This is a genomic window from Streptomyces sp. NPDC096013, assembly GCF_044763565.1.
Lineage (GTDB): Bacteria > Actinomycetota > Actinomycetes > Streptomycetales > Streptomycetaceae > Streptomyces.
In genome coordinates this window covers 50,182-67,725 of the sequence record NZ_JBIWGK010000006.1, presented here as the reverse complement: position 1 = coordinate 67,725, position 17,544 = coordinate 50,182, and the positions used below count along the sequence as shown (strand labels likewise).

Here is a 17,544-nt window from a genome sequence, read left to right as displayed (position 1 = left end):
CGAGGCCGGCCGGTCAGGGCTGTACCGGCATGGTCCAGCAGTTGGAGGTCGTGGCCTTGCCGGCGAGACGGTCGGTGAGCCAGGAGATGGCGGCGCCCTGGTCGGTGAGCAGCGGCGCGAAGTGGTTGAGGAGCGCGCTGCCGACACTGGGCAGGACGACGGGCTTGTACGTGACGTCGGCGCCCTTCGCGCACCAGTCGAGGGCGAGTTGGCGGGCCTGGGCGTGCGGGACGAGGTTGTCGCTGACGCCGGTGGCGAGCCGGACCGGGCCCGACGGCTTCGTCGTGCCGATGCGCTGACTGTCGAGGAACCTCTGGAGCGCGGGAGTTGACGCGATGATCTCGCTCAGGGACTCCCCGTCCGTGGTCCACCTGGTGCTCTTCGTATAGGCGTAGCCGAACAGCGCGTCGCCGACGCACATGGTCGACAGGTCGGTGAGCGCGGCCTTCCCGGCGTCGTTGAGATGCGCCTCGGCGAGCGGCCTCAGGGACGGGTCGGACTGTAGGAACCCGTTGAGCGACCAGCCCAGCGCGCCCGCGAGTTCGCTGCCGTCGATGGCCTTGGTGACGGAGGTCAGATCGGCGGGCGGGGCACCGGCGTAGGTCCCGGCGAGGGTGACGTCGGGGGCGTAGGACGCCTGGAGTTCGGCGGCGGCCGCGGTCGCCCCGCCGCCCTGGCTGTAGCCGTAGAGCCCGACCGGCGATCCGGCGGTGACCGAGGCCCCGCCGACCGACCGCGCGGCACGCACCGCGTCCAGCACCGCGTGCGCCTCGTCGATCCGGTTGACATAGGTGTGCAGCCGGTCGGTCGCACCCAGCCCGACATAGTCGGTGACGACGACGGCGACGCCCCTGGCGAGGAGCCGGTAGATCGCCAGATCCTCATAACCCACGGTCACGGTCTGGCTGTTGAGGGACAGCGGGTGTTCGAGCCCCATCGACGCGGAGCACTGGTCGCCCTGTCCCAGGGTGCCGGGGGCGACCGCGACGAGGGGGCGCGGACCGCTGCCCGACCAGTCGGCGGACGGCTCGATGTAGGCGCCGGTGACGGCGACGGGCTGCCCGTTCGAGTCCGTGGACTTGTACATCAGGCGGGTCGCGGTGCCGGGCAGCGTGGAGCCGTCGAGCCCCGGCAGGCTCAGCGCGAGGGGGAGCGGCTCGCTGCGGACGAGGGCGCCGTCGGCGGCGGGGAGGGTGGCGGGCGGGTCGTAGAACTCGGGGATGGTGACACCCCGGGACACGACGTCGGCCGTGGCGGAGGGGGATGCGTCGGTCGCGGCGGTGGCGCTGGTGAGGGCGACGGCCTGGGCGGTGAGGCAGACGGCGATGGTCAACGAGGCGCCGAGCAGGCGCCGTTGGCGTGCGGGCCCGGCAGAGGGGGTGGGCTCGGCTGATGTGGTGGTCATGACAGGTGGGGTGGGCATGACGAACCTCCTGTGAAGCGGCCGGCAGGAAGCGGCGGCACGCCGGCGCACCCGCGTCCCACGGGTGCGCCGGCGCCGCTGGGGAAGTGGTTCGTCTTGAACTTACCTACGGGTAAGTTACTCGTGATACCCGTCGGTAGGTTACGGTTAGGTAATGTGACTGAATGTCAGTCAGCCGGTCACTCGGCCGCCGTCTCGCTCGCCATCGGAACGGGCGGTCGCACAGGGCGGGCGCGCCGATCAGCCCGTAGGCAGCCCGACCTGGTGGCGTTCGAGGGTGGCCCGGAGTTCTGAGAGAACCTGCACGGCGGCCGTTCCCGACGAGCCGACGAGGATGTCCGCGGTCAGCTCGGTCAGGGTCGTGGTGAAGGTGCCCTCCGCCGCCTCGACGAGGTGCCGCCCCGCGGCGGTCAGGTCCAGCAGTGACGAGCGGCGATCCGACGGATTGGTCCGCCGTACGACCCACCCCTGCTTCTCCAGCCGGTCGACCGCCTTGCTGCTCGCGCCGATGCCGATGGCGAACTCGGTGGCGAGGTCCGCGACCCGGGACCCGGGGTGGTCGCGCAGGAAGCGCAGGGACTCGTACTGCGAGGTGACGATCCCGTGCCGCTCGCGGAGGCGGTCGTTGAGCGCGTTGTAGAGGCGGGTCTCGCAGCGGACGAGGTCGGAGAAGAAGCCCGGGAGGTCGACCGGGTCACGGCTTGACTTGGATGCCATGGCATATAGTCTAATCTACATGCCCAGGAAGGTAATTCCTGGGCATGCGGTTCTTGGGCTGTACGTGCGACGGAGGCGACCATGAGCAGGCAGCAGCGCGCGAAGATCGACGCGATGGTACGGCGGCCCCGGCCAGCGGGCGCCGAACCGGAGGCCCCGGCGTCGGTGGAGGAACTCCGGGCCGGATTCCGGGTGTTGATGGCCGAGATGCTCGTCCCGGCCGGGCTCGACACGCGCACCACGACCCTCGGCGACCGCCCCGCCCTGCTGGTCGAACCGACCGGCACCCGGCGATCCGGCACGATCCTCTACTTCCACGGCGGCTCCTACGTGGTCGGCTCACCGGAGACGGCGATGTCCCTTACGGGGAACCTGGTGACCCGCACCGGGTTCAGGTCGTACTCGCTGGACTACCGGCTCGCCCCCGAGCACCCGTTCCCGGCCGCGATCGACGACGGCCTGAGCGCGTACCGCGCACTTCTCGACAGCGGCGAGGACCCTACGACGATCGTGGTCGCCGGCGACTCCGCGGGCGGCGGCCTCGCGGTCACCACCTGCCTCACCGCCCGCGACGCGGGCCTGCCCCTGCCCGCCGCGATCGTCGCGTTCTCCGCCGGCCTCGACGCGACCCGCACCGGCGAGAGCATGGACACCAAGGCGGGCGCCGACCCGTACTTCACCCGCGAGGGCCTGGAGTACACCGGCGCGATGTACCGCGCGGGACAGGACCCCCACCACCCCCTGCTCAGCCCCGCCGTCTCCGCCGACCTGACCGGCCTCCCCCCGATGCTTCTACAGGCGGGCACCAACGAAGTTCTCCTGGACGACTCCACCCGCATGGCCACGCGCGCCAGGGAGGCCGGGGTGGACGTCGTCCTGGACATCACCGCCGACGTCCCGCACGTCTTCCAGGCCTTCGCGGGCGTCCTGGACGAGGCGGACGAGGCGCTGGACCGGGCCGCGTTCTTCATCGGTCAGCGCATCCGGGGCGGCGGGCTGTAGGTGCAGCGAGCCGCAGGCCCTAGGTGTTCTGCGCGTCCCGCTCCGACAGGCGCCGGGTGATCCGGTCGAAGAGCTCCGACAGCGGTTCGCCGACGTCGCGCCCGAACTCGGTGAGGCCGTAGGTGACTTGGGGTGGGGTGGTCGGCTCGACCTCGCGCCAGATCAGGCCGTCGGCGAGCAGGGCGCGCAGGGTCTGGGCGAGCATCTTCTCGCTGATCCCCTGGATGCTCTCCCGCAGTTCGAAGAAGCGGAGGCTGTTGCGGCGCAGGGAGATCAGCACCCAGATCCCCCACCGGCTGGTGACGTGGTCGACCATGTCCCGCGCGAGGCAGTCGGTGTGAAACACCTCATACCGAGCCCCGGCCTCGACCTGTCTGCGCTGGAAGCCTTCAGTCACGTCGGGAGCTTACCTCGGGGTATGTCCTTACCGAAAGTTAGCCCGGCTCCTAGCGTGAGGCCCACAGAAGTACGGGCGACAAGGAGCTGAACATGATCGTGGTGACCGGGGCCACCGGCAACATCGGCAGGCCGCTGACCAGGGTGTTGGCGGAGGCGGGCCAGGAGGTGACGGCGGTGTCCAGGCACACGGCAACCGTGCCGGACGGCGTCCGCCACGTGGTCGCCGACCTGGCCCAACCGGCAAGCCTGACAGACACATTGACCGGAGCGAAGGCACTGTTCCTCCTGCTCTCCGGCGACCTGCACGCCCCTGATTCCAACCCCGCCGACATCATTCGCGCGGCCGACAGTGCCGGAGTCCGGCGCGTCGTCCTCCTCTCCACCCAGGGCGTCTCGACCAGGCCCTTCGGTGCGACCCGCGTAGCGATGCGCGCCCTGGAGGACGTCCTACGGGACTCCACCCTGGAGTGGACCATCCTCCGCCCCGGCGGCTTCGCCTCCAACGCCCTGTGGTGGTCCGAGTCCGTCCGCACCCAACGAGTCGTGGCCGCGCCCTTCGGCGACGTAGGCCTACCGATCATCGACCCCGTGGACATCGCCGAGGTGGCGGCGGCCTGCCTGCTGACCGACCAACACACCGGCAAGACGTGCGAGTTGACCGGCCCGGAGGTGATCACCCCGCGCGCCCAGACGAACGCCATCGCCGCCGCCCTGGGCACCCCGGTCCACTTCCACGACCTCACCCGAGCCGAGGCCAAGTCCGCCTTGTCCCAGGCCATGCCCCCAGAGCTGGCCGAAGACACCCTCGCCATCCTCGGCGCCCCCACCCCGGCCGAACTCCACATCAGCCCCGACGTGGAAAGGGTGTTGGGGCGAGCACCGCGTTCGTTCGCCGAGTGGGCGGAGCGCAATGTGGGGGCGTTCCGGTGAGAGGGGTCGGCGCGCTCCTTGTCCGGCGTACGCCTCAGAGGTGTTGCTTGCCCTGACCGACAAGTCGGCTGATGGCATCGCGAGTTCGCGCCCTGAGCGCGTCGAACTCGACCTGGTCGGCGGCCTTGGGCAGCACGGTGATGTCGGCGAGGACGTCCTCCGCGGTCCTGCTCAGCGCCTCGTCATCCGTGAGCATCTGCACCCGGAACAGGGCCTCTTGGGCGTGGGAACGCAGGTCGTACGCCCGGATGCGGACGGCGTCGGCGTCCTCCGGTGGTGGCTGTTCGTGCTCGCAGAACCAGAGGTGGACCAGGCAGCGGCGGTAGTTGAGCAGCGCCCCGGCGTAGACGGAGTAGGCGTCGAGTCGCTCCTGCCGGAGTTTCTCGCGGCGCGCGAACTCGTGGCTCCGGTCGGTGGTGCGCTGCTGGAACGCCAGCGTGATCCCCGAACCGAGCAGAGTCCCCAGGACGGCTATGCCACTGGCGATGATGGTCTCCACGCCACAAGCTGATCACGCGCCGACTGCCGTGGCACGCCGTATGACCAACCTTGTGGACCTGACCCTCTGTGCCGCTCAAATGCGGTACGGGGAGGCGAAGTTGTGGGCGAGCGTGGCGAGCGTGGTGTGGCGTGGCGTCCCGGCGTCTGCGGATGAACGAGTTCCGACAGGGGAGTTCCGACGGGGCCCGCTCGTCCGCCCGTTCAGGACGGCGAGGCCCAGGTCGATGACCCGGGCCTCGGTCGTGCGGCTGGAGCAACTTCAGTCCGTCGACCCCGGCTTCACCACCGTGCTCACGAATTCGCCGATCGCTCCCAGCGTCGCGCCGAGCGCCTCGATCTGGGGGAAGTGGGCCGCGTCCGGGATGGGGGCGAACGTGCTGTTCGGGAAGGCGTCGGCGTAGCCGCGGCCGTACTTGAGGGGGGCTATGCCGTCCTCCTCGCCCCAGACGACCAGGACGGGGACGGTCACGCGGTGGAGGCGGGCGCGGAGCTTCGGGTCGTAGGTGAAGTGGTCGCCGCCGTAGATCGCGAGGGTCTGCTGGTTGGCGGCGGTGGTGGCTCGCTGGGCGTCGGTGAAGGAGGTGAAGTCCGGGCGGAACTCGGCCTTGGCGAAGGAGAGTTGGCTGATGTCGGCCGGGGCCATGGTGCGCGGGTCGACGACACGGTTCTCGACCATGTGGGCGTGGATGCCGACCGCGTTCAGGAGGGTCAGGGCGCCGATGCGGCCCTTGTTGTCGCGGAGGGCCATCTCCGCCGCGATCCAGCCGCCGACCGAGTTGCCGATCACCATGACGTCCTTGATGTCCAGCGCGTCGAGCAGGTCCAGGTAGGCGATGGCCAGGTCGGCGATCGAGTCGAAGCGGTCCGGGCGGGGCGTGCCGTCGAAACCGGGGTGGGTCGGCGCCACGACGTAGACGTGCTCGGACAGGGCCGCGGAGATGCCGGCCACCGTGCGCGGGCCGGCGCCGCCGTGCAGCACCAGGACGCCGGTGCCCTCGGTGTTCTCGCCGAACTCCTGGACGGTGACCGAGAGGCCGCCGGGGAGGGCGACAGTGCGGGTGGAGGCCGGGGTGGATGCGGGGCTGGAGGCAGGCGTGGTCATGGTGGGGTCCTTGTCGCTTGTTCTCGTGTTCTCGCGTGCTGAGAGCTGGCTCTCATGAAGGTAGGGGGTCGGCTCTCTTTATGCAAGTCCACTCTCATGATGAGAGTTGCGTGTTCTGTACTCCGGGCGACCGTGCGGAGTGGGCGGAGTGGGTGGAGGAGGTGGGGTGGAGTCAGGTGGAGTTGCTTGTCCCCTAGGGGAGGTTGGCCGGGCCGACTCGGACGGCAGAGGCGGTCCGCGGGCGCAGATAGCACCCCGCACGCGCCGCTGACCAGCGCTTCCGTGGTCCCGTTCAGGTTGCTTTCAGGTCCGTGCGGGCCTTGGGCAATTCATGCACCGGAAGCGTAAAAACTCTGGCAAAGGGGGCTGGGGGCAGGGTTGGAGATCGTGTCAGGGTGCCGCCATGACGACAGATCACCTCACCCACAACCGGCCTCCGCGCCGCATCCCGCACGCGGCGAGCAAGGTTCCGGAGGTGACCGTCTACTTCTGGATCATCAAGGTGCTGACCACCGGCATGGGCGAGACGGCCTCCGACTTCCTCGCCCACATGTTCGGCCCGATCCCGGCGGTCGGTCTCGGCGGGCTCGCTTTCGTGGCGGCGCTGGTGGTCCAGTTCGCCGCCCGCCGCTACGTCGCCTGGATCTACTGGACGGCGATCGTCATGGTCAGCGTCTTCGGCACGATGGCCGCGGACGTGCTGCACGTCGGGCTCGGGGTGCCGTACGCCCTCTCCACGCCGTTCTTCATGATCGCGCTGGCCGCCGTCTTCGCGCTCTGGTACGCGAGCGAGCGCACCCTGTCCATCCACAGCATCACCACCCGCCGCCGCGAGACCTTCTACTGGGCCGCCGTCCTCGCCACCTTCGCGCTCGGCACCGCCGCGGGTGACCTCACCGCCACGATCGGCCTCGGCTACCTCGGCTCCGCGGTCCTGTACGCCGTCGCGATCGCCGTCCCCGCCGTAGCCCACCGTTCGGGCCGGATGGGCGCGGTCCTCGCCTTCTGGTCCGCCTACGTCATCACCCGCCCGCTCGGCGCCTCCGTCGCCGACTGGATGGCCCTCAGCCACGCCCGGGGCGGGCTCGCGATGGGCCTCGGCCCGGTCACGGCCGCCTGGACGGTGGCGATCCTCGGCTTCGTCGGATACCTGGCGGCCTCGGGCAAGGACGTACGGCGGGACGCCACGGTGTGACACGGCGGCACGACGTCGGCCCACCCGGCCCAACCGACCTGTCCGGCCGGCCCGGCCCACCCGACTTCTCCGGCCCGCCCGGCCCAACCGGCCCGCCAGGTCCGCCTGGCCCAACCGGTCCGCCCGGCTCGCCTGGCCCAACCGGCCCGCGCGGCGCAACCGGCTCGTATGGCTCAACCGGTCCGCCCGGTCCGCCCGGTCCGCCCGGTCCGCCCGGTCCGCCCGGTCCTCTGGGTCCTCCGGGTCCTCCGGGTCCTCCCGGTTCAACCGGCCCTCGCGGAGCAACCGGTCCGCCCGGCCCGTTCGTCCCGCCCTGCCCAACTGGCTTGTCCGGTCCGCCTGGTCCAACCGGCTCGTCCGGTCCAACCGGTCCAGCCGGTCCAACAGGTCCTCCCGGCTCGTTCGGTCCGCCCGGCCCAACCGGTCCGCCCGGCCCAACCGGTCCGCCCGGCCCAACCGGTCCGCCTGGCCCGAGCGGCCCGTGCGGGCCATCCGCCGTACAGAGCCAGGGAGTTCGGGGCCGCGTCACGGCCGGGCGCTTCGCCGGGCGCTGCGACGGGGTGCTCCCCGGTGCCGCCCGACGGTGGCGCCGCTACCCCGTCGGCAGGGTGATCACGAATCGGGCTCCGGGTGTGTGCCCGGGGTCGTAGGAGACCTCGCCGCCCGCCGAGCGGGCCAGGCGGCGGGCCAGGGGTAGCCCCAGGCCCGCGCCGGTATGGCCGTCGCCGGGGTCTGCGCGGCGGCCGGGTTCGAAGAGCTGCCCTGTGAACGCGGGGGGTACGCCGGGCCCGTCGTCGAGGACGTCGAGGCGTAGGCCGTCGGGTGCGCGGTGCGCGCGGAGGGTGACGGTGGTGCGGGCGTAGCGGCAGGCGTTGGTGAGGAGCGGGCTGACGATGCGTTCGAGGCGGGCGGGCGGGATGCCCGCCGTCAGCGGCGGTCCGTCGACGACGACCGTCAAGTGGCTTGGCACATCCAGGAGTTCGACGAGCCGGTGCAGTGTGGGCAGGACCTCCGCGCTGCCCGGAGCGGTCGGGGTGTCCTCGCGGGCGTCGGCCAGGAGGGTGTCGCAGATGGTCCGCATGGACTCGGCGGCGTCCCCGATGATCTGGTGGGTGGCGCGGGTCTGGTCGGCGGTGCGTGGGCGCGTCCGCCACCAGTCGAGTTCGGCGACGATCCGGCTCAGCGGGGTGCGCAGCTCGTGCGACAGCTCCCCGGTGAGCTGCCGTTCGTGGCGCAGGACGGACCGGATGCGGTCGAGTATGGAGTCCAACGACGCCCCGAGCGCGGCGAGTTCGGCCGGTTGCCGCATGCCGCCGAACCGTTCCCCGGACGCCACGGCGCTCCACAGCGCGGCCTGCTCGGTCATCGTCCGCACGGGCCGCAGCGCACGGCCGACCGCGAGCCGGGTCAGGCCGTAGGCGCAGGCGAGCATGATCGCGTCCAGCGCGAGCGAGCCCATGAGCAGGGTGTGGGCCGAACTCCGGTACGGGGACAGGTCCAGCGCGGTGACCACGGTGGCCGCGCTCCGCCCGCCGGGCACCGGCTGGGAGCACAGTCGCAGGGGGCCGTGCAGGTCGGCGGTGACGCAGTGCTGTCCGCTCCGCGCGGCGAGCGCGTCCGCGACCCGGTTCACGGGGCCGTCGCCCGGCGGGCCCTCCAGCAGCCGGCGTCCGTCGTAGATCCACGCGTTGGCGTCGAGGAGGGCGTCGTGCGAGGTCTCCAGGACGCGGACGGCCGGTCCGCCGGTGTCCACGGTCGTGGCGACGGCGGCGGCCCGGGTGCGCAGCTCGTCGTCCGCCTGGTGCTGAAGCCGGTGCCCGGCGACGGAGTTGAAGGCGACGGTGAGGACGAGCATCAGCAGGGCGGCGGTGGTGAGCGCGACGAGGGAGAGACGGCCGCGGAGGGTGCGGGGGGTGAGGCGCTGGGGGAGCGCGCGGAGGATGCGGGGCGCCGGTCGACGGGAGAGGGCGGTCACGGTGCCGAGTGGGCCCGGGCGGGCGCCGCTCATGACAGGCGGTGCCCGATCCCGCGTGCCGTGCCGATCGTGCGGGTGCTGCCCGCCTCGCGGAGTTTGCGGCGGAGGCGGGTCAGGTACTGGTCGAGGGTGTTGTCGTGGACGCGCGCGCCCTCGGGCCAGGCCGCGCGGACCAGTTCGCGGCGGCCCACGAGCCCGCCCGACGCCGCCATGAGCGCGGCCAGCAGGCGGAACTCGGTCGGGGTCAGCCCGACCCGGGTGTCCCGGACGCCGACCGCGTGCCGGACGGCGTCCAGGACCAGGTCTCCCTCCTGCATCTCTTCCTCCGGCGCGGCGGGCGGACGCGCGGTCCGTTGCAGCGCCGCCCGCAGCCGGGCCGCGAGTTCGACGAGATGGAACGGCTTGGTGAGATAGTCGTCGCCGCCCGCCGAGAACCCTGACAGCCGGTCGTGCAGGCGGTGTTGGGCGGTCAGGAAGACGACGGGGGAGCGGAAGCCGTTCGCCCGCATCGCCTGGCACACGTCCCGCCCATCCGCGTCGGGCAGCCCGATGTCGAGCACGGCGGCGGCGATGCCCGCTCCGGCCAGCCGCAGCGCGGTCGCCCCGTCCGGCGCGGGCACGGTGTCGAAGTCCTCGTCGCGCAGCCCGCGCATCAGCACGTCCCGCAGGGTGTGATCGTCCTCGACGACCAGGATGGCCGGGCGCATGGTCCTCCCTGTGCTGACTGCCGTGACCATGGTGACTACAGTCATGTAGACGGTCTGCCGAACTGTAGACGAAGACGGCGCCCCGCGGCACGCAGGATGCGTTCAGGCAGCCGCCGGTTCAGCCGCCGGTTCAGCCGCCAGCACCGTCGCACCTCCATGACGCCCTTGCGGTGACCCGCGAAGGGCGTCATCGAGCCGGTGGCACAGCGCAGCCGAACGCGGCGGGCGGCGCCCCCAAACACTGGGCGCCGCCCGCCGAACCCGTCCCCCTAGGACCCCGAAATCCCCTGGGGCCCTGACATCCCCTACGACCCCGACCTCCCCTACGGCCCCGGCTACCCCTAGGCCCCTGATATCCCCTGGGGCCCCGACGGTCCCGGCTACCCCTACATCCCCTACGACCCCGACCTCCCCGAGGACCCCCACATCCCCGAGCACCCCCACATCCCCTAGGACCCCGACTTCCCCCCGGCCCCGCACAGCTCCGTGTCGATCAGCGCGTTCTGCGCCACCTCCGTCGACAGATCGGACGCCCCGTCCCCCGTGGCCTCCAGCACCACCGCGTGGCGGCCGTCCGCGCTGACGCCGTCGCGGGTGGAGTAGCCGGAGAGGTCACCGGCGTGGCTGTAGTAGACGCCTCCGCAGGTCAGGGGGATCTCCATCAGGCCGAGGCCGTAGCGGGCGCCGGGCCAGACGGGGTCGAGGGAGGCGGCTCGTACGGTCGTCTTCATCTCGGCGAGCTGGGCCGGGCGCAGGAGCCTGCCGCCGAGGAGGGCCGAGAAGAAGCGCGTCAGGTCACCCGTCGTGCTGATCATCGCGCCCGCCGAACCCGCGGCCGACGGGTTGAAGTCGGTGACGTCGATGACCGGGCCGCTCTCGCCGAAGTCGGAGTATCCGTGCAGGTGTTGGCCGGGGATGCGGGCGGAGGTGTCGGGTGCGGAGGTGTCGCGCAGGGACAGGGGGCGGATGATCCGCCGGGTCACCTCCTGCTGCCAGGTGTGGCCCGTCGCCTTCTGGATGATCATCCCGGCGACGATGTAGTTGGTGTTGGAGTACTCCCACCGCGTGCCCGGCGCGAACTCCGGGGCGTGCCGCAGCGCGATGCCCACCAGCTGCCGCGGGGTCCACGTCGTGTAGCGGTCGGCCTCGAAGCCCGCCGCCGTCGTGAGCACCGGGAAGTCCGCCGTGTAGTTGAACAGTCCGCTGGTGTGGTTCAGCAACTGCCGTACGGTGATGGCGTTTCCGTCGTTCCCGTTGCCGTCCACCAGGCCGGGCAGCCAGTGTTCGACCGTGTCGTCCAGTGACACCCGTCCCTCGCCGACCAGTTGGAGCATCACCGTCGACACGAACGCCTTGGTGCTGCTGGCGATCCGGAACTTGTCGGTGACCCGGGCCGCCCGGCCGGTCGCGGTGTCGGAGACCCCGGTGGTGGCGTACCGCCGGCCGTGCGGACCCGTCGACTGGGCCACGACGGCGACGGTTCCGGTCTTCTCGATGGCGTCCACGCTCTGCTGGAGCGTGCTTCGGTGCCGGGACTCCGTGGCGCTCGCCATGGGCGTCGCCAGACCCAGCCCTACGGCGGTCAGCGCGGCCAGGGCGGACAGGGCAATGAGGTGACGGTGCATCAACATGAGCTGCCTCCGCTGGAGTTGGTGGTCCGAGGCTCCGGGCTCCGGTGCTCAGGCGCTCCGGACTCTCGGTGTGTTCACCAACCTAGGAAGACGGCACGCCGTGATCGATCCAGCGCACGGGCCGGTCCGCCGTACAGCCTGCTGTACCGAGGGCCGTGGCCCGAAGGCCGGTCACCCCTGCCGTCGTAGGTCCTCCAGATAGCGCAGGACCGCCGCGACCCGTCGGTCGACCTGGTCCGTGGGGGACAGGTCGAGCTTGGCGAAGATGCTGCGGATGTGTTTGTGGACGGCGCCGTCGGTGACGACGAGCCTGGCGGCGATGGCGGAGTTGCCCAACCCCTCGGCCATCAGGGCGAGTACGTCGCGTTCTCGCGGGCTGAGCCGGTCGAGGCGGGTGTCCTGGCGGGAGCGGGTGAAGAGCTGGGCGACGACCTCGGGGTCGATGGCGGTGCCGCCCGCCGCCACGCGGTGCAGCGCGTCGAGGAACTCCTCGACCCGGCCCACCCGTTCCTTGAGCAGATACCCCAACCCGCTGACCCCGCCGCCCAGCAGCTCCGTCGCGAAGCTCTGCTCGACGTACGCGGAGAGCACGAGTACCGCGAGGTCGGGGCGCCGCCGCCGGGCCTCGACGGCGGCGACGATGCCCTCGTCGGTGTGGGTCGGCGGCATCCGCACATCGAGGATGGCGACGTCCGGCTTGTGGACGTCGATGGCGTTCAGCGCCTCGTCCGGGGTGCCGGCGGTGGCCACCACGTCCAGGCCCTCGGCGCGCAGCAGCAGGGCGAGCCCCTCGCGCAGCAGCGCGTCGTCCTCGGCGATCACGATCCGCATGTCCGTCAGGCCTTCCTGTTCAAGTACCGCATCGCAGGCTCTTCTCGCTCGTCACGATCCCCGCCTCACGTACCGCACGGGAGATCCACGGCCAGGACGGTCGGCCCGCCCGGTGGGCTGGTCAGGGTGAGTCCGCCGTCGTGCGCGGCGACCCGGCGCCGGATGCCGGTGAGGCCCGAGCCGCCCTCCGCGTCCGCGCCGCCCCGGCCGTCGTCCTCGACGCGCAGCAGGAGCCGGTCGCCGCTGCCGCGTGCCGTGATCGTCGCGTGCTGGGCCCCGCTGTGCTTGGCGATGTTGGTCAGGGCCTCGGCGACGACGAAGTAGGCGGTGGCCTCGACGGAGGCGGCGCAGCGCACGGGCACGTCCACGTCGATCCGGCACGGCACCGCGCAGTCCGCGGCGAGCCCGGAGAGCGCGCCCGCGAGACCCCGGTCGGCGAGCACCGGAGGGAGGATGCCGCGCGCGACCGTGCGCAGTTCGGCCAGCGCCTGTTCGGCGGCGGACTGGGCGCGTTCGAGGAGTTCGTCGGCGCCGTCCGGGTCGCGGGCCACCATGCGGCGGGCCGCACCCAGCAACACGGCGACGGAGACCAGCCTGTTCTGCGCGCCGTCGTGCAACGACCGCTCGATCCGCCGGAGTTCGGTGGCGTGCGCGTCGAGAGCGGCGGCCCGGGTGGCGGTCAGCTCCGCGACCCGCAGGGAGAGATCCACGTCCGGGCCGGCCGCCAGGAGCCGCCGTCCCGGGGCCGACTGGAGCCGGGCCATGGCGGGCGTCAGCCCCAGGATGATGGCGATCCAGCCGATGCCCAGCAGCGCGACGGCGAGGGCGTCCGGCCAGGTGTGCGCGCTGCCAATGCCGAGCGAGGTGGCCGTGGTGTTCTCGGGGGTGAACGTCCAGTACAGCGGGAACGCGGTGTCCCGGACGGCGAGGACCGGCAGCAGCACCCCGGCCACGCCGAGCAGCGCCCCGATGGTGGAGTGCCGTACCAGCCACCGCAGTTCGCGGCGGGTGGTGGGGTCGGCGAGGGCGGCCCGCAGTCGCGTGGGCGGTGGCTCCGGGGCCACGACCTCGGGGCCCCAGCGGGCGAGCCGGTCGCGCTCCCGACCGGCCAGCGAGTGCAGGGCGCGCAGCGGCGCGGGTGCCGTCAGCAGGCCCACCCCGACCACGCTCGTCACGGCGGTGAGGGCCAGCCACAGCATCAACAGCCCCGCGTTCAACGCCGTGTTGAGGCCGGAGGCGAGTTGCGCGACGGCGCGGGCGGCGGTGCGCAGGGTCCGTAGCGCGATGTCCTTGGCGCTCTCGCGAGAGGGGGCCGCGACCGCCCCGTCACCGGACTCGCGCGTGCTCGCTGTCATGCGAAGGACCCTATGCCGTACGGCAGTCCCCCGTGGGCGGAGGAAGGGGGGAGAAGCGAGGAGTACAGCCTGCTGTACCCCGAACCGGGCGGGCTGCGGGATCGGCCGCGAGGGGTGCTGATCCCTAGCGTCGGTGACGACAGGACGTACGGCACACGACCACGGGAGAAGCACCCATGCCGGACAAGACGAGCACCGATTCCGACCGGCTGAGCGCCAGGGACATCGCCCGCACCCTCCTCTGGACCGCGGTGGTGGCGAGCGCGGTCGCCAACATGGCGGTGTCCTTCGGCGGCGCCGACACCTGGGTGCATCTGGTGTGCGGCGCGGTCACCGTGCTGTGCGCGGGCACCCTCGCCGTACGCGGACTGCGGGGCCGGCGATGAAGCACACCCTGAACCCCGCCCTGAACCCCGCCGGGAACCCCGCCGTGAGCACCGCAGCCATCGCCCTGGAGGGCGTCAGCAAGGCCTACCCCGGAGGCGTACGGGCCCTGGACGACGTGTCGTTGACCGTGGAACGCGGCACCTTCCTCGCCGTGATGGGACCCTCCGGCTCCGGCAAGAGCACGCTGATGCACTGTGCCGCCGGGCTCGACTCCCCGACATCGGGCAGTGTCCGCATCGACGGCCGCGAGATCTCCGGGCTCAACGAGACCAAGCGCACCCAACTCCGACGCGAGCGCGTGGGGTTCGTGTTCCAGGCGTACAACCTGATCCCGTCCCTCTCCATCGAGGACAACATCACGCTGCCGCTCCGGCTGGCGGGGCGCACCGCCGACCGCGACTGGCTGCGCACACTGGTGGAGCGGGTCGGGCTCGCGGACCGGCTGTCCCACCGCCCGGCCGAGCTGTCCGGTGGCCAGCAGCAACGGGCGGCCGTCGTACGGGCGTTGGTGGCCCGTCCCGCTGTCGTGTTCGCCGACGAACCGACCGGCGCGCTGGATCTGCGCAGTGCCCACGAGGTCCTCGACCTGCTCCGCGACCTCGTCGACGACCTGCGCCAGACGGTCGTGATGGTCACCCACGACCCGGCCGCCGCCGCCCGCGCCCACCACGTGCTGGTGATGGCCGACGGCCGGGTCGTCGACGCCCTCAAGGCACCCACCGCCGCCGAACTGGCGGGCCGTCTTGTCGAGTTGGGGAGGGCCTGAGCCATGTTCCGTCTCGCGCTCCAGATGGTCGGCCACCGGGTCACCGCCCTGATCGCCGTGGCCTGCGCGGTTCTCGGCGGCGCTGCGCTGGTCACCGCGACCGGCGTCCTCGCCGAGTCCGGCCTCCGCTCCCACCTGCCCGCGGGCCGCCTCGCCGGAGCCTCCGTCGTGGTCGCCGCCGACCAGGAGTTCCACCCTCCCGGCGACCTCCCGCTCGCCCTCCCGGAACGGCGTCGCATCCCGGCCCGACTCGTCGGCGAACTCGGCACGTTGCCGGGCGTGACCGCCGCCGTCGGCGACATCAGCTTCCCGGCCGCTCTCGTCGACGCGCGGGGCCGGGTCGTAGCGTCGCCGTCCGAGGACCCGCGGGTGACGGGGCACGGCTGGTCGTCGACGAAGCTGCTGGCCGGCGCACGCGTCGAGGGCAGCGCGCCGACCGGTGCCGGCGAGGTCGCGGTGGACGGTACGACCGCCGCCGCGGCCGGTATCAAGCCGGGTGACCGCGTCCAGGCCGTAGTCAACTCCCGCCCCGCGAGCGCCTATCGCGTGTCGGCGGTCGTCAACTCCCCCGAAGCCGGTGTCTACTTCGCCGACAGGACGGCCATAGATCTCTCCGGCCTCTCCGCCCGTGTCGACCTGGTCGGTCTGCGCACCGCGCCCGGCGCCGAGTCGCGGGTCGCCGCCGAAGTCAGAACGAAGCTGAACGGCACCGGACTTCTGGCCGTCACCGGAGCCGGGCGGGGCGACACGGCGGCGCCCGGGGCCGGGGCCTCGCGGTCGCTGCTGGTGCTGCTGGCCGGGTCGCTGTCCGGGATCGTGCTGCTGATCACCGGGTTCGTGATGGCGAGCGCGCTGGCCGTGGCGATCGGCGGGCAACGGCGGGACCTGGCGCTGATGCGGGCGGTGGGCGCGACGCCGAAGCAGATCCGGCGGCTGGCCGCCGCACAGTCGACGGTCGTCGCGGCCGTCGCCGTGGCACCCGGGGTGGCGCTCGGGTATCTCCTGGCCGGACAGTTCAGGGGGCTGCTCGCGGACCGGGGCGTGATACCGGCCCAACTGCCGCTCACCTTCAGCCCGTTGCCCGCGCTGGCGGCGGTCGTGCTGATGCTGCTCGCCGTCCAGGTGTCGGCCCGGGGCTCGGCCTGGCGCACCTCGCGGATGCCGGCCACCGAGGCGGTCGCCGAGTCGCGCAGCGAGCCGCGTGATCCCTCGCGGGTCCGGACGCGTATCGGCGTGGTCGTCATCGTCGTGGCGACCGCGATGTCGGCTCTGCCGCTGTTCTCCCGCACGGTCATCGGCGCCGCGGCGACCTCGATGGCCGGGATCGTCGGGGCGATCGGGCTGGCCCTGGCGGGTCCGGCGCTGGTGCGGGGCGTCGGCGGGGCGGCGGCCCGCGCGACACGGCACGGCGGCTCGGCACCGACCTGGCTGGCGATGGCCAACCTGCGCGCCTACGCCCTGCGCAACGCGGGGATCGTCTCCACGCTGGCCATGGCGGTCGTGTTCGTGCTGACGTACACCTTCACCCAGACGACCGTCCTGGCCGCCACCGCGCAGGACACGACGACCGGAACCCTGGCCCAACTCCGGTTGAGCGCACCGGCGTTGGGCGGCCTGCCCGAGGGCACACCCGCCGCCGTACGGAAGACGCCGGGCGTACGGGCCGCCGCGCCCGTCGGCTCGACCACCGTGGTGTGGCGGTACAAGGAACTCGGCGACCCCGCGGCCGAGGCGGGTGCCGCCACGATCCTCACCCCGGACGCGGCGGGCGTCCTCGACCTCGACGTACGGGACGGCAGCCTCGGCCGCCTCACCGGCGCGACCGTCGCCGTCAGCAGCGACGTCGCCCGGACGCGGTCCGCGACGGTCGGGCACACGGTGGACCTGGTCCTCGGCGACGGCACGGAGGTCCACCCCACGGTGGTCGCGGTCTACGGCCGTGGGCTCGGCTTCGGCACGGTGGTGCTGGCCCACGACCTCGCCGCCGGACACACCACGACGGCCCTCGACCAGTCCCTCCTGATCCGCACGGACGGCACGGCGCAGGCCGGCCGGAACCTCACGGCGCTCGCCGCGGCCCACCCCGGCCTGGCCCTCGGACCCGCCGAGCCCCCTTCCACCGGCGGCCTGAAGGACGCACCGCCCGAGGTGTGGATCAACCTCGCCACGATCGTGGTGCTGCTCGTCTACCTCCTGCTGAGCATCGCCAACAAGCTCGTCGCGGCCACCGCCCAGCGCCGGGTCGAGCTGGGCGCCCTCCGCCTCAACGGCACCACGCCCCGGCAGATCCTGGCGATGATGCGCCGCGAGGCCGCGATGACGGCGGCGACCGCCCTCACCACGGCCCTGCTGCTCTCCGCGATCCCGCTGGCGCTGTTGGGCCAGGGCTTCCTCGGCCACCCCTGGCCCGCGGGCCCGGTCTGGCTCCTGCCCGGCCTCGCCCTCCTGGTGACGGCCACCGCCTTCCTCACCATCGAACTGCCCACCCGCCAGGCCCTGCGGACTCCACCGGCCGACGCGATCCGCGCCCAGTGACCCGCCGACCCCGCACCGGCCGTCCTCTCACCGGGCGTCCCCGCCCGTCGCACCGGAGGACATGCGTGCCGTAGGCGAACATCGGTCC

Annotated in this window: 16 protein-coding genes; 6 read left to right on the top strand and 10 right to left on the bottom strand. The window is 72.5% G+C overall.

Annotated elements, in window-relative coordinates; genetic code table 11:
- Positions 1–13 precede the first annotated feature (13 nt).
- Positions 14–1,405: an alpha/beta fold hydrolase gene (locus ACIRB1_RS21115; RefSeq protein WP_403466556.1), complete on the bottom strand. Its 1,392-nt coding sequence runs from the start codon at positions 1,403–1,405 to the stop codon at positions 14–16.
- A 258-nt stretch (positions 1,406–1,663) separates the two neighbouring features.
- Entirely contained in the window at positions 1,664–2,140 is a 477-nt protein-coding gene (locus ACIRB1_RS21110; protein ID WP_403466554.1) for a MarR family winged helix-turn-helix transcriptional regulator, read from the bottom strand.
- Between the two features lie 81 nt (positions 2,141–2,221).
- Between ACIRB1_RS21110 and ACIRB1_RS21105 the strand changes: the two genes are divergently transcribed.
- The gene (locus ACIRB1_RS21105) at positions 2,222–3,142 is read left to right on the top strand and encodes an alpha/beta hydrolase (protein ID WP_403466553.1); all 921 of its coding nucleotides are present in this window, start codon (positions 2,222–2,224) and stop codon (positions 3,140–3,142) included.
- Between the two features lie 19 nt (positions 3,143–3,161).
- Here the strand turns inward: ACIRB1_RS21105 and ACIRB1_RS21100 are convergent, their stop codons facing one another.
- Positions 3,162–3,539 carry a winged helix-turn-helix transcriptional regulator gene (locus ACIRB1_RS21100; RefSeq protein WP_403466552.1) on the bottom strand — a complete coding sequence of 126 codons (378 nt, stop codon included), beginning with the start codon at positions 3,537–3,539 and terminating at the stop codon, positions 3,162–3,164.
- Between the two features lie 92 nt (positions 3,540–3,631).
- On the opposite strand from ACIRB1_RS21100, the gene ACIRB1_RS21095 reads away from it, so the two are divergent.
- Complete coding sequence (locus tag ACIRB1_RS21095; RefSeq protein WP_403466551.1) at positions 3,632–4,471, top strand: SDR family oxidoreductase; 840 nt, start codon at positions 3,632–3,634, stop codon at positions 4,469–4,471.
- Between the two features lie 34 nt (positions 4,472–4,505).
- Here the strand turns inward: ACIRB1_RS21095 and ACIRB1_RS21090 are convergent, their stop codons facing one another.
- Both ACIRB1_RS21090 and ACIRB1_RS21085 read right to left on the bottom strand, forming a co-directional pair.
- The gene (locus tag ACIRB1_RS21090) at positions 4,506–4,970 is read right to left on the bottom strand and encodes a hypothetical protein (protein WP_403466550.1); all 465 of its coding nucleotides are present in this window, start codon (positions 4,968–4,970) and stop codon (positions 4,506–4,508) included.
- 261 nt (positions 4,971–5,231) lie between these two features.
- Positions 5,232–6,074, bottom strand: a complete 843-nt coding sequence (locus tag ACIRB1_RS21085; RefSeq protein ID WP_403466549.1) for an alpha/beta fold hydrolase — start codon at positions 6,072–6,074, stop codon at positions 5,232–5,234.
- A 403-nt stretch (positions 6,075–6,477) separates the two neighbouring features.
- On the opposite strand from ACIRB1_RS21085, the gene ACIRB1_RS21080 reads away from it, so the two are divergent.
- Positions 6,478–7,269 carry a hypothetical protein gene (locus tag ACIRB1_RS21080; protein WP_352180032.1) on the top strand — a complete coding sequence of 264 codons (792 nt, stop codon included), beginning with the start codon at positions 6,478–6,480 and terminating at the stop codon, positions 7,267–7,269.
- Between the two features lie 592 nt (positions 7,270–7,861).
- Here the strand turns inward: ACIRB1_RS21080 and ACIRB1_RS21075 are convergent.
- The 5 genes from ACIRB1_RS21075 to ACIRB1_RS21055 all read right to left on the bottom strand — a co-directional run bounded on the left by ACIRB1_RS21075 (position 7,862) and on the right by ACIRB1_RS21055 (position 13,768).
- Positions 7,862–9,244, bottom strand: coding sequence for a sensor histidine kinase (locus tag ACIRB1_RS21075; RefSeq protein WP_403466548.1), 1,383 nt, complete (start codon positions 9,242–9,244; stop codon positions 7,862–7,864).
- 29 nt (positions 9,245–9,273) lie between these two features.
- The gene (locus tag ACIRB1_RS21070) at positions 9,274–9,951 is read right to left on the bottom strand and encodes a response regulator transcription factor (protein ID WP_352180034.1); all 678 of its coding nucleotides are present in this window, start codon (positions 9,949–9,951) and stop codon (positions 9,274–9,276) included.
- Between the two features lie 449 nt (positions 9,952–10,400).
- Positions 10,401–11,582, bottom strand: a complete 1,182-nt coding sequence (locus ACIRB1_RS21065; RefSeq protein ID WP_403466547.1) for a serine hydrolase domain-containing protein — start codon at positions 11,580–11,582, stop codon at positions 10,401–10,403.
- A gap of 171 nt (positions 11,583–11,753) precedes the next feature.
- Entirely contained in the window at positions 11,754–12,413 is a 660-nt protein-coding gene (locus tag ACIRB1_RS21060) for a response regulator transcription factor (protein ID WP_403466546.1), read from the bottom strand.
- A 65-nt stretch (positions 12,414–12,478) separates the two neighbouring features.
- Entirely contained in the window at positions 12,479–13,768 is a 1,290-nt protein-coding gene (locus ACIRB1_RS21055) for a sensor histidine kinase (protein ID WP_403466545.1), read from the bottom strand.
- 176 nt (positions 13,769–13,944) lie between these two features.
- Here ACIRB1_RS21055 and ACIRB1_RS21050 point away from each other — a divergent pair, with 176 nt between their 5' ends.
- The 3 genes from ACIRB1_RS21050 to ACIRB1_RS21040 are packed head-to-tail and all read left to right on the top strand — an operon-like array spanning position 13,945 to position 17,456.
- Complete coding sequence (locus ACIRB1_RS21050; protein WP_352180037.1) at positions 13,945–14,154, top strand: hypothetical protein; 210 nt, start codon at positions 13,945–13,947, stop codon at positions 14,152–14,154.
- Positions 14,151–14,921, top strand: a complete 771-nt coding sequence (locus ACIRB1_RS21045) for an ABC transporter ATP-binding protein (protein WP_403466544.1) — start codon at positions 14,151–14,153, stop codon at positions 14,919–14,921. Before ACIRB1_RS21050 ends, ACIRB1_RS21045 begins: the two co-directional genes overlap by 4 nt.
- A 3-nt stretch (positions 14,922–14,924) precedes the next feature.
- On the top strand, positions 14,925–17,456 hold the full coding sequence (locus ACIRB1_RS21040; protein ID WP_403466543.1) for an FtsX-like permease family protein: 2,532 nt from the start codon (positions 14,925–14,927) through the stop codon (positions 17,454–17,456).
- Positions 17,457–17,544 lie beyond the last annotated feature (88 nt).

Coding starts and splice junctions, on each gene's coding strand:
- ACIRB1_RS21115 (WP_403466556.1), bottom strand. CDS start 1,405: ATGACCACCACATCAGCCGAGCCCACCCCCTCTGCCGGGCCCGCACGC.
- ACIRB1_RS21110 (WP_403466554.1), bottom strand. CDS start 2,140: ATGGCATCCAAGTCAAGCCGTGACCCGGTCGACCTCCCGGGCTTCTTC.
- ACIRB1_RS21105 (WP_403466553.1), top strand. CDS start 2,222: ATGAGCAGGCAGCAGCGCGCGAAGATCGACGCGATGGTACGGCGGCCC.
- ACIRB1_RS21095 (WP_403466551.1), top strand. CDS start 3,632: ATGATCGTGGTGACCGGGGCCACCGGCAACATCGGCAGGCCGCTGACC.
- ACIRB1_RS21085 (WP_403466549.1), bottom strand. CDS start 6,074: ATGACCACGCCTGCCTCCAGCCCCGCATCCACCCCGGCCTCCACCCGC.
- ACIRB1_RS21080 (WP_352180032.1), top strand. CDS start 6,478: ATGACGACAGATCACCTCACCCACAACCGGCCTCCGCGCCGCATCCCG.
- ACIRB1_RS21070 (WP_352180034.1), bottom strand. CDS start 9,951: ATGCGCCCGGCCATCCTGGTCGTCGAGGACGATCACACCCTGCGGGAC.
- ACIRB1_RS21065 (WP_403466547.1), bottom strand. CDS start 11,582: ATGTTGATGCACCGTCACCTCATTGCCCTGTCCGCCCTGGCCGCGCTG.
- ACIRB1_RS21060 (WP_403466546.1), bottom strand. CDS start 12,413: ATGCGGATCGTGATCGCCGAGGACGACGCGCTGCTGCGCGAGGGGCTC.
- ACIRB1_RS21055 (WP_403466545.1), bottom strand. CDS start 13,768: ATGACAGCGAGCACGCGCGAGTCCGGTGACGGGGCGGTCGCGGCCCCC.
- ACIRB1_RS21050 (WP_352180037.1), top strand. CDS start 13,945: ATGCCGGACAAGACGAGCACCGATTCCGACCGGCTGAGCGCCAGGGAC.
- ACIRB1_RS21045 (WP_403466544.1), top strand. CDS start 14,151: ATGAAGCACACCCTGAACCCCGCCCTGAACCCCGCCGGGAACCCCGCC.
- ACIRB1_RS21040 (WP_403466543.1), top strand. CDS start 14,925: ATGTTCCGTCTCGCGCTCCAGATGGTCGGCCACCGGGTCACCGCCCTG.